The organism is Natronorubrum daqingense (genome assembly GCF_001971705.1).
Lineage (GTDB): Archaea > Halobacteriota > Halobacteria > Halobacteriales > Natrialbaceae > Natronorubrum > Natronorubrum daqingense.
This window is the reverse complement of sequence record NZ_CP019327.1, coordinates 3,062,948-3,076,522: the sequence shown is the minus strand read 5'-3', so window position 1 is coordinate 3,076,522 and position 13,575 is coordinate 3,062,948. Positions and strand designations below refer to the sequence as shown.

Below are 13,575 nucleotides of genomic sequence, written 5' to 3'. Positions count from 1 at the left end.
GGTCCCAGCCGAGTGCGGAACTCGAGGCGAAATCGCTCGCCGCTCGGCAGCCGGGGATCAACCCCTTCATTTCGGTTCGAGACGGCTCATTCACCCGAAAAAGGGCGTCCCATCGGCCGTCGGTCCAGTCGAAACGGTGCCTTCGTAGCATTCAGGTAACATTTCAGTGGTCGCTCGCTGACTCTCCGTCACGACTCGAGAGTCCCGCGTCTCGCTCGCGCTCGAGGGCGGGCGGGGCGTCGTGGTGACTCGAGTAGCCGTCGAACCAGCGGACGATACGCTCGAGTCGGTCGACGACGTGGGCCGGTTCGCCCGACCGAGAGAGTTCGTGACCCTCCCGCGGATAGCGAACGAGGCGGGTGTCGACGCCGTGTTTCTTCAGCCCGAGGTAGAACAGTTCGGCCGTGTTGGCGGGCGTGCGATAGTCCAGATCCGAGTGCACCACGAGCGTCGGCGTGTCGACGTTCGGAACGTGAGCGGCCGGAGACTGTTCCCAGAGGAAGGCGGGGTCGTCCCACGGAGTCACCCCGAAGTCGCCCTCGATCAGCTTGAACGCGTCCGTCGAGCCGTAGAAACTGGTCAGATCGTAGACGCCGCGCTGGGAGACGGCGGCGCGAAAGCGGTCGGTCTGGGTGACCGCCCACGCGGTCATGAACCCGCCGAAGCTCCCGCCCGTGACGAACACCTGCTCGTCGTCGACGTACTCGCGCTCGCAGGCGGTCTCGACGCCCGCGAGGACGTCCGTCAGCGTGACCGGCCCCCACTCGCGCTCGATCGCCATCGCGTGATCCTCGCCGTAGCCCGTCGAGCCCCGGGGGTTACACCAGAAGACGACGTACCCCCGCGCCGCGAGCGTCTGGAACTCGTGCCACATCGTCCCCGCGGTCGTCCACTGGGCGTGGGGTCCGCCGTGGATCTCGACCGCGAGTGGGTACGTTTCGTCGGTAGCGTCCGCGTCGAATTCGGGTGGAGTGAGGAGCCAGCCCTGAATTTGGTGTGTCTCCTCCTCACCCTCGACCGTGAACCACACCTCCTCCGGTTGACGGACTGCTCGATCGGCCAAGTAGTCGTCGTTGACTCGAGTCAGCCGGTGACACTCGTTGCCGCCGCGAGTGGTGACGAACACGTCGCCCGGGTGATCCCACTCGCTGTAGGTGTACGCGACGGCGTTCGACCCCACCGAGAAGCCGTCGATGTCGACGCCGTCACCGTACACCAGCGCGGGCTCGTCACTCTCGTCCGCAGGGATCGACCAGAGAACCCGCGAGCCTTCGTCCGGCGTCGAGACGTACAGCGCCTCGCCGTCGGGAGCCCACTCGAACGAACAGCGACTCCCGACGGTGCGGTCGAGCGGTGCCGTCGGCGTCCACTCGTCACCGCTCTCGCGGTCGTGGACGCGAACGTCGGTCTGGCGCATCGAAGCGCGATCCTCTGGGGTGTACTCGAAGGCGACTCGGCCGTCCTCGGTCGCCTCGAGCGCCGTGACCCAACCCGTCGTCTGTGCGAACGCCTCGACGGCGTCGGACTCGCCCGCCCCGTCGCGCTCGAGTCGGTGTTCGTAGAGGTCGTAGGCGAGCGAATCGTCCGGTTCCGGCCCCGTCTTGGAGGCGTAGTAGATCGTCTCGGAATCACCCCACGTGGGGGAGACGAAGTCGGTATCCCAACCGTCGGTGAGTCGCGCAATCGCGTCGCCGTCGGGCTCGTCGGCCGCCGCGAGAGCCACGGTCACGTCGACGACGTAGACGTGGCTCCGTTTCCCGTCGTGATACTCGGTTCCGGCGCGGTAGATCGGCCGATCGATCACGCGCGGGTCCGGCTCCTCGGGCTCGTACTCGGGGTCGACCGCGGTGTCCCGGTTCGCCTCGCGGTCGGCCGGCCCGACCCGCTGGGTGAAACACAGCCGAGAGCCGTCCGGGCTCCACTCGAGGTCCGCGATTCCCCCGACGACGGACGTGAGGCGTCGGGCTTCGCCGCCGTCGGTTGGGACGACCCAGAGTTGCTGGCGGTCGGTCTCACCGCGGGTGCTGGCGAACGCGAGCCAGTCGCCGTCGGGGCTCCAGCGGGGCTGGCTGTCGACGCCGTCGCTCGCGGTGAACTGTGTGTGTCCGTCGCCCCCGACCGGTACGACGTGGATCGTCGCCGCGTCGGATTCGTCGTCGTCGGCCGTGCGACGAACGAACGCGACACGTTCGTCGTCGGGTGAGAGTTGCGGGTCGGCTACGTGTGCGAGTTCGTGATAGTCGGCGGCTCGAATCGTTCGCATTACCACAGCGACAGTATCGCGAACCCCATATCTGGTTCGGATTCGTCTGTTGTAGGGGACGATACCCGACAAATTCGATTACTCGAGCGAACGAGGGGCGATCAAACAACACATTCTATTAATGTAACAAAATTTTATATCTTGCACTCGTTACTGCAGATGAGTAAGTATAAGTTCTATAAGAAGGTGCGTTTGGTTGTCATGCAGAAGAAAATAGCACGCCGACGGTTCGTCGCGGCAAGCGGTGCCCTGGGACTCACGGCGATCGCCGGCTGCATCGGCGAAGATGCCGAACCGGACGATGACGACGATGATGACGACGACGAAATCGGTGATCCAGACCCCGACGGGGGAGAAATCCTCGAGTGGGACGCCGGCGGCCAGAGTGGAACGTACTACCCGCTGTCGGGTGATTTCAAGAGTATCGTCGAGTCGCATACGTCACACGGGTTGCAGGTGCAGTCGACCGGTGCAAGCGTCGAGAACGTCGGTCGCCTCGAGCGCGGCGAGTCCGACTTCGCCCTGATTCAAAACGACGTCGGCTACTTCGCGTACAACGGCGTCGGGATCGACGAGATCGACGAGGAGATGACGAGCCTTCGTGCCGTCGGCTCGTTGTACCCCGAAACGATTCACATCGTTGCGGATGCCGACGCCGACATCGAGTCGATCGAAGACCTCGACGGCGCGACGGTCAACGTCGGCGACGAGGGAAGTGGAACCGAGGTCAACGCCCAGCAGATCCTCGAGACGGCGGGCGTCGAGGCCGACGAGCAGACCGGAGACTTCGCCACGGCGGCCGACCAGATTCGAGACGGGGGCATCGACGCCGCCGTCATCGTCGGCGGTTGGCCGGTCGGCGCGGTCGACGAGCTTGCAGAGACGACGGACATCACGTTGGTCGAGGTTCCCGAAGACATTCGGGCGGACCTGATGGAGGAAGCCGAGTGGTTCTCCGAGGACGAGATCCCCGGCGGAACCTACGACGGGGCCGACGACGACGTGCAGACGGTCTCGGTCGAGGCGATGATCGCCACCCACGAAGACGTCGACGACGAGATCGTCGAGGAAGTGACCGAGGCCATCTTCGAGAACACGGACGACGTCACCCAGAAAGAAGAGTACATCGACGCCGAATCGGCACAGGACGCCATTCCGATCGACTTCCACCCCGGCGCTGAAGCGTACTTCGACTGATAGCGACGGCCGATCGAGGTCGACGCCTGCCGCCGACTCGCGTTTCTGTCGAACTCGAGTTGCCGGTTGATCGACTCACCGACCGACTCACTTCACCCACTCTCTACCGTGGTTCGACTGACCCGTCGACGCGCGCTCGCCCTTACCGCGGCCACTGGAGCCACGGCTGCCGGGACGATTGGGGCCGTCGCGACGAGCGCGTCGGCCGACCGAACCCTGCTCGTCGCCGACGCCGCCGACGGTGACGCCCTCCTCGAGATTCCGGTCGACGACGGAGAAGAACTAACCCTTTCGTACACCCACAGCGTCGAAAAGACGCCCGTCGAAGACGTCTACGTCGTCGACGGAGACGTGCTCCGGATGGATCGGATGGTCTTTCAGTCGTTCGGGGCGGGCCTCCCCACGGACGATATCGAGCGAACCGACGAGGGGTACGTCCGCGAGAGCGACGAATCGACCGAGGAACTGCGCGTCACACCGGGATCGATCGCCGGCCACGAACTGGTCGTCGGGGCCGAACGGTACGATCTGGTTGAGCGATCTGACGGACGGACCGTCACGCTCTCGGTAACCGACCGAACGCTGCGAGACGCGCTCGAAACGACCGTCGACCACGAGCGATAGCGACGCGCTCCCTACTGCCACTATGAGCGAAGATCACCACGACGAAAACGCACTCTCTGAGGACGAACAGGACGAACTGCTCCAGGAAGTTCAACGGCGTCGAACGCTCAGCGGATTCGCGGCCGCGCTCGTCGCCCTGATCGGCATCTCGTTTTCGGCGTTCCAGATGTGGGTCGCCGCCCGAAGTTATTACTTCGGCGCGACACTGCCACTGGTCGGCGAGATCGAACTGGGGTCGCTCGAGCCCCTACAGATATACACGGTCCACGTGACGTTCGCGCTGGTCCTGGCATTTCTCCTCTTTCCGGCCAGTCGCGGCGAGGGCTTCGTCGCCCGCTCTCTCGGCCGAATCGAACCCACCGTCAGTCGTCGAACTGGACCGGATTCAACGCTCGAGGGACTCGTCACTCGACTCGGTGACGCCGTGCGTTGGGTGTTCGTCGACCCGTCGATGAGCCGCGTTACGCCCATCGACGTCATCTGTATCGTCCTCTCGCTCCTTCCCGCTCACTTCATCGTCACGAATTACGACCAACGACAGGACATGGCGATCGTCGGTATCGGTAACGTCGACGCGCTACACGAGATTTATCCGGCGCTCGAGCCGGTCGTGACGGCCGTCGCCACGCTCGGAATCCCGCTCGACGAGGTGTCGTTCGGCCTCGTAATTGGAGCCCTCGGCATCCTGTTGGTGCTCGAGGCGACGCGACGGACCCTCGGCGTGCTCCTCATGTCGCTCGTCGCGTCGTTCATCGTCTACGCGCGGTGGGGCCACTTCATCCCGCGAGACTCGCTGCTCGGCCCGCTCGCGATTACGCCCGATACCTGGGGGAACATCGTCTACAACCTCTGGTTCACCACGGAAGCGGGCGTCATGAGCACGCCCGTCAGCGTCAGCGTTCGCTTCATCTTCATCTTCATCCTCTTCGGCGCGTTCCTCGAGATGAGCGGCGCCGGCAAGTGGTTCATCGATCTCGCGTACTCGCTGACGGGGACCCGAAAGGGCGGCCCGGCGAAAGCGAGCACCGTCTCGAGTGGCTTCATGGGGATGCTCTCGGGGTCGTCGATCGCGAACACGGTGACGACCGGCGCGTTCACGATTCCGCTGATGAAGCGCTCGGGGTACTCACCCGAGTTCTCCGGGGCCGTCGAGTCGTCGGCCTCCTCGGGCGGCCAGATGCTCCCACCGGTGATGGGCGCGGCCGCCTTCCTGATCATGGAGTTTACGGGCACGCCCTTCGACGAGGTGATCATCGCCGCCACGCTCCCAGCGATCGCCTTCTTCTTCGGCATGTGGGTGATGGTCCACTTCGAGGCCGTCAAGAGCGGGGTCGGTGGCCTCCCGCGGTCGAAGCTTCCGGACGCCTCCGGCGCGTTACGAACCGGCTGGTTCTACCTCATTCCCGTCTTGCTCCTCCTGTATTACCTCGTGATCGCGCGCCTCTCGGTCAACCGCGCCGGCTGGTTGACGATCGTCGCCGTCATCGCCGTCATCGCGCTCGTCGCCGCTTACGACGAACGGACGAGAATTCCGTTGCTCACGGCGATCACCGCGATTTCTCTCGCACAGGCCGGTGCGTACGCGACCGTCGGCGGCGGATTGGCCGACGCGGTACAGGTCTTCGCCGGCCTCGAGAGCGCCGCCGAGCCCTACGCCATCGGTGGCGCCGCCTCCGCCGCGGTGTCGGATCTCGGCGTGATCACAATTCTCGTCAGCGTCGCGTTCATACTGGCTCGTCCCCTCGCCGACGCGCCGCTACTCGACTTCGACGAAGCCGTCGACAACTCGGCCGAGCGAACCGCGAAGGCGATTGGCCGGCCGAGTATGGCCTCGAGCAGGGCCTACCAGTTCGGCACGTTCGTGTTGAAGTCGATGGACTCCGGCGCGCGTACCGCGACGACGGTGGTCATCGCCGTCGCCGCGGCGGGTGTGGTTCCGGGCGTCATCAGCGTCTCCGGACTCGGGCCGAATCTCGCGTCGCTCATCGAGAGCGTCAGCGGAGGTTCGATGTTGCTCTTGCTCGTCCTGACCGGCATCGCGTCGATCATCTTCGGAATGGGGATGCCGACGACCGCGATGTACATCATCCTGGTCGCGATGCTCGAGACGCCGCTCGTAGAAGCCGGAATCGGACTCCTGGCGGCCCACCTCTTCATCCTCTACTTCGGGCTGATGGCGGACGTGACCCCGCCGGTCGCCGTCGCCGCCTTCGCCGGTGCGGGGGTCGCTAAAGCCGACGAGATGGCGACGGCAGTGACTGCGTTCTTGCTCTCGCTCAACAAGGTGCTCGTGCCGTTCGCGTTCGTCTTCTCGCCGGGAATCCTCCTCCTGCGCGAAGGAGCGGACGGCTGGGAGATGATCGGCTGGGCGGACGTCGCCGACCTCGGCTTCTTCGTCCCCGACGTGATGATCCCGGTCCTCGGGATGTTCCTCGGCGTCTACGCCCTCGCCGTCACGATCATCGGCTACCAGTACACGCGCGTCGACACCGTCGACCGGGCGCTGTACTCTGTCGCGTCGATCCTGCTCATGGTGCCGGAACTGTCGCTGCTCGTCGTCGAGTTACTCCTCACCCTCCTCGGTGTCCCCTCACACCTGACCATCTTCGTGATCACCTTCCCGCTTCGCGTCATCGGCCTCGTCCTTCTCGCCGGCCTCACCTATCGCAACCGGGCTCGAGCGGACGAGGGAGAGTCGGCCGAGTCCACCGTGTCGACGCCGACGGTGAGTGACGCCTGAGACGGGCTGGCGGAACGCTCATCGACGTCATTCAGACTTATGTAAGATGGCAGAGAATAGGAGGATCGTGGCCGCCCACGACACTACCGATTCCGCGGGGAGTATCGATCGCCCACCCGAGCGACCGGACGCGATGTTTCAAGTCGCAAGCGGCGTCTACGGCGGCGTTCTCCTCGCCGGCATCGCCACGATACTCGCCGGAGCGATCGACGGCTGGCCGGCCGGCCTCGAGTCCACGAGCGCGGGCGGGTTCCTCGCGGGTGCACTCGGCGGCTTTCTCCTCGCTCGAGTCGACGAGCGGCTGCCGATCCGACTCGGTCGGTCGGCCGTTCGCCGTGTCGCGCTCGCACTCCCTGCCCTCGTGTTCCTCGGGACGTGGTTCGCACCGTTCGAAACGCCTGCGAATCACGTCACGCTCGTCATCGCGTTGCTCGTGTTTGCGTCGGGATACGCCCTCTCACAACTCGCCGGAAACCGCTACGTCGACGCAATGGCACCCGGCAATCCCGAGCGAACGTGGGAGTGGGAGCCCGTCGGCACGCCGGTCGCCGATATCGTCATCGCGATCATGTGGGCGGTGCTCGCGATCGGCAACGCCGCCGTGGGCAACTGGCTCGAGGGACTCGTCTGGCTCACGATCGCCGGGTTCTGGGTTGGCAGCTGTCTCGCCGAGGGTCGCTGGTCGTTCGGTCCCGGACGAGAACGGTGTGAAGTACAGTGCTACGAGACTGGACTCGTCAGGCGACGGCCGTACACGAAGCGCTTCGTCGCGTGGGACGACGTCGGCCACGTCCGCCTCCGCAACGGCGAACTCGTCCTCGACTCCGGGCTTCGCGACGTTCGATTCGACCGCGACGAACTCGCGGACGCGGACGCGTTCCTCGAGGCCGTCGACGAACGCCTGACGAGCGGGGTCGGGACGAACGACGGTCGGTGACCCTCACTCGAGGTCGACGCGACCGCTCGTCGCGCTCCGGAGTCGGTCACGAAACCCGTCGGCCGCCTCGAGTGGCACGCGAACGTCGAACGCGACGCTCTCCTGATACTCCGCGTCGAACTCGTAACCCTCGCTCTCGAGGATGCTTCGGATAGTCCCCGAATCATCGTATGCGATGTCGATCGAGACCGTTTCGTGAGGGCGTTCTTCGACGACGCCCGCCGCGTCGACGGCGTCTTTGACCGCGCGGGAGTACGCCCGGACGAGGCCGCCGACGCCGAGGTTCGTCCCGCCGTAGTAGCGCGTGACGACGACCGCACAGTTTTCGATCTCTCGTTGGGTGAGGACGTTCAACGCCGGCTTCCCCGCAGAGCCGGAGGGCTCGCCGTCGTCGCTCGAGTACTCGCGAAGAAAGCCGCTCGCGGAAACGTCGCTCGAGTCCTCGTCACTTCGCCCGGCGTCGCCACCGACGCGGACGCGATACGCGGGGACGTTGTGAGTCGCGTCGGCGTACTCCTCGCGAACGGTCTCGACGAAGGATTCGGCGGCGGCGACGGAGTCGACGGGCCGAGCGTGACCGAGGAACTCGGACCCCTGCACGACGAACTCGGCGGTTGCGGGCTCGGAGACGGTCAGGTACGTTCGACTCACGGACGCCCACCTCCCGCGTTTCGTCCCCGCCATCTCGACCATCGCCAGCGTCTTCGGCTCCCCCGCTCGAGCATGGTTGTGGGTACACTCGCCCCCGAAAAGAGCGCGTCGGTCCGAGCGACACCAGTTTCCGACGACCGACGACCGGCGATCGGTCGGCCGGCGTTGGTCCCGGCTCGCGGTCGGACGGCGTCTCGAGGGGGCGGCAATCGATGTCACCGACCATCACGTTCTTACACCCCTCTATCGTCCATGTGTCTATGACCAACGATACCATCGACCAGACACTCGCCGAAGAACTCGAGAGCGTTTGTCGAACGGCAGTCGGCGACGAACTGCGAAGTATCACGTACTTCACCGAAGACGACGTCGATCAGCTCTACCTCCGTTCGGATCTCGATCAAACCGCCGATCTGGTCGGATTCGCGGACCACGAGCGACTGGGCTTTCGCTCCCAGTCGGCGTACCGAAATACGCAACTCGGGGCGTACGAAGCCACGGTCCGGATGTTCGAAAACGGCTACCTCTCCCGGGTGATTCGGGGACCACACGGCGTCTGGGTGACGACCGATTCCATGTCGATGAACCGATTCGAGGAATTGACGAGCGCACTCGAGACGGTCCTCGACGAGTTCGACGACACCGAGTAAAACAGCCGATCGCTCACTGAATTTCGATCTTCCGAACGAACTCGAGTTCGCGAATCGCGGTGAACACGTCGCCCGGGAGTTTCTGGTCGGTGACCAGGTAGAGCTGTGGTTCGTCGGTAAACTCCGGATCCTCGCTGATCGTCTGGCGAATCGAGATATCGTGTTCGGCGAGCGTCCCCGTCACCTGCGCGACGATCCCTTTCTGGTCGGCGTCGTCGACGGCGATCGCGAGTACCGTCAGGTCGAGGACGGGTGCAAGGTCCATGAGACTCGGCACCTGTGAGATGTTTTGGAAGATCCGACGCAGTTCCGGATCCTCGAGGATGACGTCCGTCGTCGAGTCGACGACGCGACGGTCGACGCCGATTTCGCGCGCGATTCCCGTATTCGGGATCTCGATGCCGCCCGAGACGACGCGGCCGTCGTCGTTGACGGAGAATCCGCGCTCTAAGAGCAAGCGAATAACCGCCTGCTGGCTCGGCGATCCCTCGAACTTTTCCATGATTTCGTCGAACATTCGTTCTCATCTCAATGCGCGCCGGGCTATAATGGTCGGTGTTCGACGCCAGTCCTTCCTCGAGCCACAATCGTCACAAAAATCCCACTACGGGAACGCCACTGTCCGGACGGATCACACGCTCGACGACCCTCGCCGGAACTGACGTGTCCGGGGTCTGACGGGCAATTTTTGACGGTCCGGTGACTACCGAAGCGCATGCGAGAGCTCCGGACCTGTGACTTCTGCGGTGGCGACGCCGCCGGCACGTTCGAAGTCCTGCCACCCGAACTCGAACCGACGGAAACCGAACAACGGCGCGTCGTGCTCTGTGCTGCCTGTAAACCGACGCTCGAAGAACTCCTCGAACCGCTCCTCACCCGCGCCGGTCTCGGCGAGCCGGCGACCGCCTCGAGCGCCGAAGAAACCACCGCGGCCCCAGACCACGACCCCGCCGCCACGCCGAATGCCGACTCAGCGACACGACAGAGACGAGAGACGACGACTGAGTCGAGTGACACTGTCGACGGAGATGACCGAACGGACACCGCTGGATCCAACGAAGCCAACGAAGCCGACAAATCCGACGACGAGAGGCACGCATCGATCGCCGAACTCGAGTCACCACACCGAGATGGCATCACCTTCGACGAGGTCGAATCCGCAGACGCAGTCGACGCGACCGGCGACGAGGCGGCGGCTTCTGCGGTCGAGACGATCGACGACGCAGCGGCCAATTCGAGTGATGACGCTCCAGCCGACTCGAGTGATGACGCTCCAGCCGACTCGAGCGACAAGACACCAGTCGACTCACAACCATCACAGCAGTCTAAATCGGCGAGGAAACCGCCTGCATCCTACGGGAAGGTTATCCGACTGCTGCAAAACCGAGAGTTCCCGATGAACCGGACGACCGTCGAAAACCTGGCCGCCGGTGCGTACGACCTCGAGTCGTACGAAGTCGAAGCGATTGTCGACCATGCGCTCGAGACGGGCGAGTTCGTCGAATCCGACGGAACACTGCAACGCGAGTAGCTTAGAGCGTTCCTTTCGTACTGGGCGTTCCCGTCCGTCGCTCGTCGACTCGCGTCGCGTCGTCGAGCGACCGCGCGAGCGCCTTGAACAACGCCTCGACCTCGTGGTGGGCGTTTTCACCCGAGACCTCCGCGTGAACGGTAAGCCCCGCATTCATCGCTAGCGACTCGCCGAAGTGACGCGCCATGTCGCTCGTGAACCCGCCGATCTGGGCCTGCGAGAACTCGCCGTCGAAGTACCAGCGCGGCCGCCCGCTCACGTCGACGATGACGCCGGCGACGGCTTCGTCCAGTGGGACCTGCCGGTCTGCGTACCGAACGATGCCGGATCGATCCTCGAGTGCGCCATCTAGCGCCTCACCGATCACGATCGCGACGTCCTCGACCGTGTGGTGATCGTCGATCTCGAGGTCGCCGTCGCACTCGAGGGCGAGGTCGAAGAGGCCGTGTTTGGCGAACGACGTCAGCATGTGGTCGAAAAAGCCGATTCCCGTGTCGACGTCCGCGTCACCGTCGCCGTCGACCGACAGCGTACACTCGATCGACGTCTCGGCGGTCTCGCGCGTGACGGTTGCCGTTCGCTCGCTCATATCCACATCGATGTGCCCGCCGGTACAAGGCGATTGCGTTCAAATTCCATCAAGATAGTGGTAGGAACGCGATTATCGGCGTTCAGTCCGGACGAATGTAGCTGCAAATCCTCACGACAATCGACGGTCTGAAAAAGAGTTGTAAAAGTTTTAGCCCCATTTGACGCCGTCTCCTCCGATCGTATCGCTCCGGTTTCTCGACTAAAACGACCCGAAACTACCCCAAGGTTCGACCACTTATATGATGGTTTCAGTGAAAGTCAGAGATACGAAACGGTGACCCCCTGATGTCCAACTCCTCCACCCCCCTCTCGAACGACTCGATCAACCCGTCCAGCCCCGAATCAGACCGTCACGACCACCCTCGGCGCTCGCTCGTCGACTCGGTCAAACTCCCGGTACAGTTCGTGTCGTTCTGGGGTGCGATCGCCCTTCCGTTCGCCCACCTGCCACTTCTCGCGCAGGGACTCGGTTCACCACAGGCGACCCTGTTGTTCCTCGTGTTACTCACAGCTAACGCCCTCGCCCTCTACGTCGGCCACGGATACAAGCGCTGACTGCGAGCTAACTCGAGGTCCCCACACACCGCCTGTGGCCGATTACAGAACCAAGACAGCCTCTCGCTTCGTTCCGAACCGATTAATGCCCCGCCGCACCCAATCACAGTCACTCGATGGGGATTCGTGTCGACTGGCGCTCGAGTTGCAGCCTCACCGGGACGGTGTTGAAGTGGCTCGCCGTCCCGCTTTCCGCCCCGCTCTTACTGGCAGTGTTCGACGGCGATAGCACGCTCCCCTTCGCCGCCGCTGTCGCCGCCACCATCGTCGTCGGACTCGGCCTCGAGCACCTGAGCGACGAGCGCGAACTGAAACAGCGAGAGGCGTTTTTGATGGTCGCGTTGACGTGGCTCAGCGTCGCCGTCGTCGGGGCGATTCCCTTCTATCTCGTCGGCGTCGGAGCACCCGCAGCGTCCGCGTTTTCGGCACCGGTCGGCGGCCTCGTCAACGCCCTCTTCGAGAGCACGAGCGGACTCACGACGACCGGAGCCACCGTGATGAGCGGCTGGGACTTCGAAAATCAGTCTCGAGCGATCCTGCTCTGGCGGCAGTTGATCCAGTGGCTCGGCGGCCTCGGGATCCTTGTCGTCGCCATCGGCCTCCTCTCGAACCTGATGGTCGGTGGTGCCCAGTTGATGGAGACTGAAACCCAGACCAGAAACGTCCGCAAACTCAGGCCCCACCTCGACGAAACCGCGCGGCTCATCTGGGGGCTGTACGTCGGCCTCACCGTCCTCGCCGCGGCGACCTTCTACGGACTGCACCTCCTCGGATTCGACGGCAACATGGACCTCTTCAACGCCGTTTCCCACGCGATGACCAGCGTCGCGACGGCCGGCTTCTCGCCCGAACCCGAGAGCATCGGCGCGTTCTCGCCCGCCGTCCAGTGGGCGATCATGCCCTTCATGATCCTCGGCGCGACCAACTTCGTCTTGCTCTATTACATCACGCAAGGCGAGTTCAGTCACCCGTTCCAGTCCGAAGAGTTTCGCTTCTACGTCGGTATCCTCGTCGGGTTCAGCGCGCTCGTCGCGGCCGTCCTCTGGATCGACCCGACGATCGATGGCACGCTCGAGGAGACGGTCAGACACGGCCTGTTCAACGTCGTCTCGCTGGTGACGACGACGGGGTACGCCTCCGCCGATTTCGGCGAATGGCCCTCCGGGGCGACGTTCGTCCTCTTTTTCAGCATGTTCATCGGCGGGATGGCCGGGTCGACGACCTGCTCGATCAAGTCCCTGCGGTGGCTGGTGACGCTCAAGGCGTTCCGGCGAAATCTCTTCCTCTCGGTTCACCCGGAGGCCGTCCGCCCGATTCGACTCGGCGACACCGTCGTCGACGAAGACACCATCCGCGACATCTACGCCTACATCCTGCTCGTGCTCGTCATCTTCTTCCTGCTGACGGTCGTCGTCGTCGTCGACGCGGCCCGCTTTAGCGACCCCAGCGTCACCGAATTCGAAGCCATCAGCGCGTCGGGCTCGATCTTCCTCAACATCGGCCCCGCGTTCGGGATGGCCGGCCCGATGGACAACTACGCCGGCTTCCCCGTCACCACGCGGACCATCATGATCGTCATGATGTGGATCGGTCGCATCGAGATCATCCCCGTGCTCGTGTTGCTGACGCCGGCCTTTTGGAAGTCCTAACGAAGTTTTGCGCTGCGGGTGCGCCTTTGGCGCACCCTCGGCAAAAATTCGATTAAAAGCACTCCTCCTTCCGTTTCGTTCGCGTTGCTCACTTCACGTCAGTCGTCGGCCCGCTCGTTCGTCCTTCGGACTCACTCGCGGTGAGTACCGGTAAACCGCCTGCCCTTCCCCGTTGAGCGAACGCGTA

12 protein-coding genes are annotated in these 13,575 nt (G+C 64.1%); 8 read left to right on the top strand and 4 right to left on the bottom strand.

The window, feature by feature from the left end; all coding sequences use genetic code 11:
* Window positions 1-163 precede the first annotated feature (163 nt).
* Entirely contained in the window at window positions 164-2,263 is a 2,100-nt protein-coding gene (locus tag BB347_RS14890) for a S9 family peptidase (protein WP_076582717.1), read from the bottom strand.
* 201 nt (window positions 2,264-2,464) lie between these two features.
* On the opposite strand from BB347_RS14890, the gene BB347_RS14885 reads away from it, so the two are divergent.
* The 4 genes from BB347_RS14885 to BB347_RS14870 all read left to right on the top strand — a co-directional run bounded on the left by BB347_RS14885 (window position 2,465) and on the right by BB347_RS14870 (window position 7,761).
* Complete coding sequence (locus BB347_RS14885; RefSeq protein ID WP_076582718.1) at window positions 2,465-3,460, top strand: TAXI family TRAP transporter solute-binding subunit; 996 nt, start codon at window positions 2,465-2,467, stop codon at window positions 3,458-3,460.
* A gap of 108 nt (window positions 3,461-3,568) precedes the next feature.
* Window positions 3,569-4,084, top strand: a complete 516-nt coding sequence (locus tag BB347_RS14880; protein ID WP_083687777.1) for a DUF1850 domain-containing protein — start codon at window positions 3,569-3,571, stop codon at window positions 4,082-4,084.
* A gap of 22 nt (window positions 4,085-4,106) precedes the next feature.
* Window positions 4,107-6,824, top strand: a complete 2,718-nt coding sequence (locus BB347_RS14875) for a TRAP transporter permease (RefSeq protein WP_076582720.1) — start codon at window positions 4,107-4,109, stop codon at window positions 6,822-6,824.
* Between the two features lie 46 nt (window positions 6,825-6,870).
* Entirely contained in the window at window positions 6,871-7,761 is an 891-nt protein-coding gene (locus BB347_RS14870) for a hypothetical protein (RefSeq protein WP_076582722.1), read from the top strand.
* Window positions 7,762-7,764: 3 nt separating this feature from the next.
* On the opposite strand, the gene BB347_RS14865 is transcribed toward BB347_RS14870, so the two are convergent.
* Window positions 7,765-8,412, bottom strand: coding sequence for an IMPACT family protein (locus BB347_RS14865; protein ID WP_076582945.1), 648 nt, complete (start codon window positions 8,410-8,412; stop codon window positions 7,765-7,767).
* A gap of 260 nt (window positions 8,413-8,672) precedes the next feature.
* Here BB347_RS14865 and BB347_RS14860 point away from each other — a divergent pair, with 260 nt between their 5' ends.
* Window positions 8,673-9,062, top strand: coding sequence for a DUF7522 family protein (locus BB347_RS14860; protein ID WP_076582724.1), 390 nt, complete (start codon window positions 8,673-8,675; stop codon window positions 9,060-9,062).
* Between the two features lie 13 nt (window positions 9,063-9,075).
* Here BB347_RS14860 and BB347_RS14855 read toward each other — a convergent pair whose 3' ends face one another.
* Entirely contained in the window at window positions 9,076-9,579 is a 504-nt protein-coding gene (locus BB347_RS14855) for an amino acid-binding protein (protein WP_076582726.1), read from the bottom strand.
* A 198-nt stretch (window positions 9,580-9,777) separates the two neighbouring features.
* Between BB347_RS14855 and BB347_RS14850 the strand changes: the two genes are divergently transcribed.
* Window positions 9,778-10,593: a hypothetical protein gene (locus tag BB347_RS14850; RefSeq protein WP_076582728.1), complete on the top strand. Its 816-nt coding sequence runs from the start codon at window positions 9,778-9,780 to the stop codon at window positions 10,591-10,593.
* Window position 10,594: 1 nt separating this feature from the next.
* Here BB347_RS14850 and hisB read toward each other — a convergent pair whose 3' ends face one another.
* Complete coding sequence (hisB, locus tag BB347_RS14845; protein WP_076582730.1) at window positions 10,595-11,182, bottom strand: imidazoleglycerol-phosphate dehydratase HisB; 588 nt, start codon at window positions 11,180-11,182, stop codon at window positions 10,595-10,597.
* A gap of 287 nt (window positions 11,183-11,469) precedes the next feature.
* Between hisB and BB347_RS14840 the strand changes: the two genes are divergently transcribed.
* Window positions 11,470-11,739: a hypothetical protein gene (locus tag BB347_RS14840; protein ID WP_076582732.1), complete on the top strand. Its 270-nt coding sequence runs from the start codon at window positions 11,470-11,472 to the stop codon at window positions 11,737-11,739.
* 116 nt (window positions 11,740-11,855) lie between these two features.
* Window positions 11,856-13,388, top strand: a complete 1,533-nt coding sequence (locus BB347_RS14835; RefSeq protein ID WP_076582734.1) for a TrkH family potassium uptake protein — start codon at window positions 11,856-11,858, stop codon at window positions 13,386-13,388.
* Window positions 13,389-13,575 lie beyond the last annotated feature (187 nt).

Excerpts from the sequence above, each read along its gene's own strand:
- BB347_RS14890 (WP_076582717.1), bottom strand. The coding sequence starts at position 2,263 with ATGCGAACGATTCGAGCCGCCGACTATCACGAACTCGCACACGTAGCC.
- BB347_RS14885 (WP_076582718.1), top strand. The coding sequence starts at position 2,465 with ATGCAGAAGAAAATAGCACGCCGACGGTTCGTCGCGGCAAGCGGTGCC.
- BB347_RS14875 (WP_076582720.1), top strand. The coding sequence starts at position 4,107 with ATGAGCGAAGATCACCACGACGAAAACGCACTCTCTGAGGACGAACAG.
- BB347_RS14840 (WP_076582732.1), top strand. The coding sequence starts at position 11,470 with ATGTCCAACTCCTCCACCCCCCTCTCGAACGACTCGATCAACCCGTCC.
- BB347_RS14870 (WP_076582722.1), top strand. The coding sequence starts at position 6,871 with ATGGCAGAGAATAGGAGGATCGTGGCCGCCCACGACACTACCGATTCC.
- BB347_RS14835 (WP_076582734.1), top strand. The coding sequence starts at position 11,856 with ATGGGGATTCGTGTCGACTGGCGCTCGAGTTGCAGCCTCACCGGGACG.
- hisB (WP_076582730.1), bottom strand. The coding sequence starts at position 11,182 with ATGAGCGAGCGAACGGCAACCGTCACGCGCGAGACCGCCGAGACGTCG.
- BB347_RS14860 (WP_076582724.1), top strand. The coding sequence starts at position 8,673 with ATGACCAACGATACCATCGACCAGACACTCGCCGAAGAACTCGAGAGC.
- BB347_RS14855 (WP_076582726.1), bottom strand. The coding sequence starts at position 9,579 with ATGTTCGACGAAATCATGGAAAAGTTCGAGGGATCGCCGAGCCAGCAG.
- BB347_RS14850 (WP_076582728.1), top strand. The coding sequence starts at position 9,778 with ATGCGAGAGCTCCGGACCTGTGACTTCTGCGGTGGCGACGCCGCCGGC.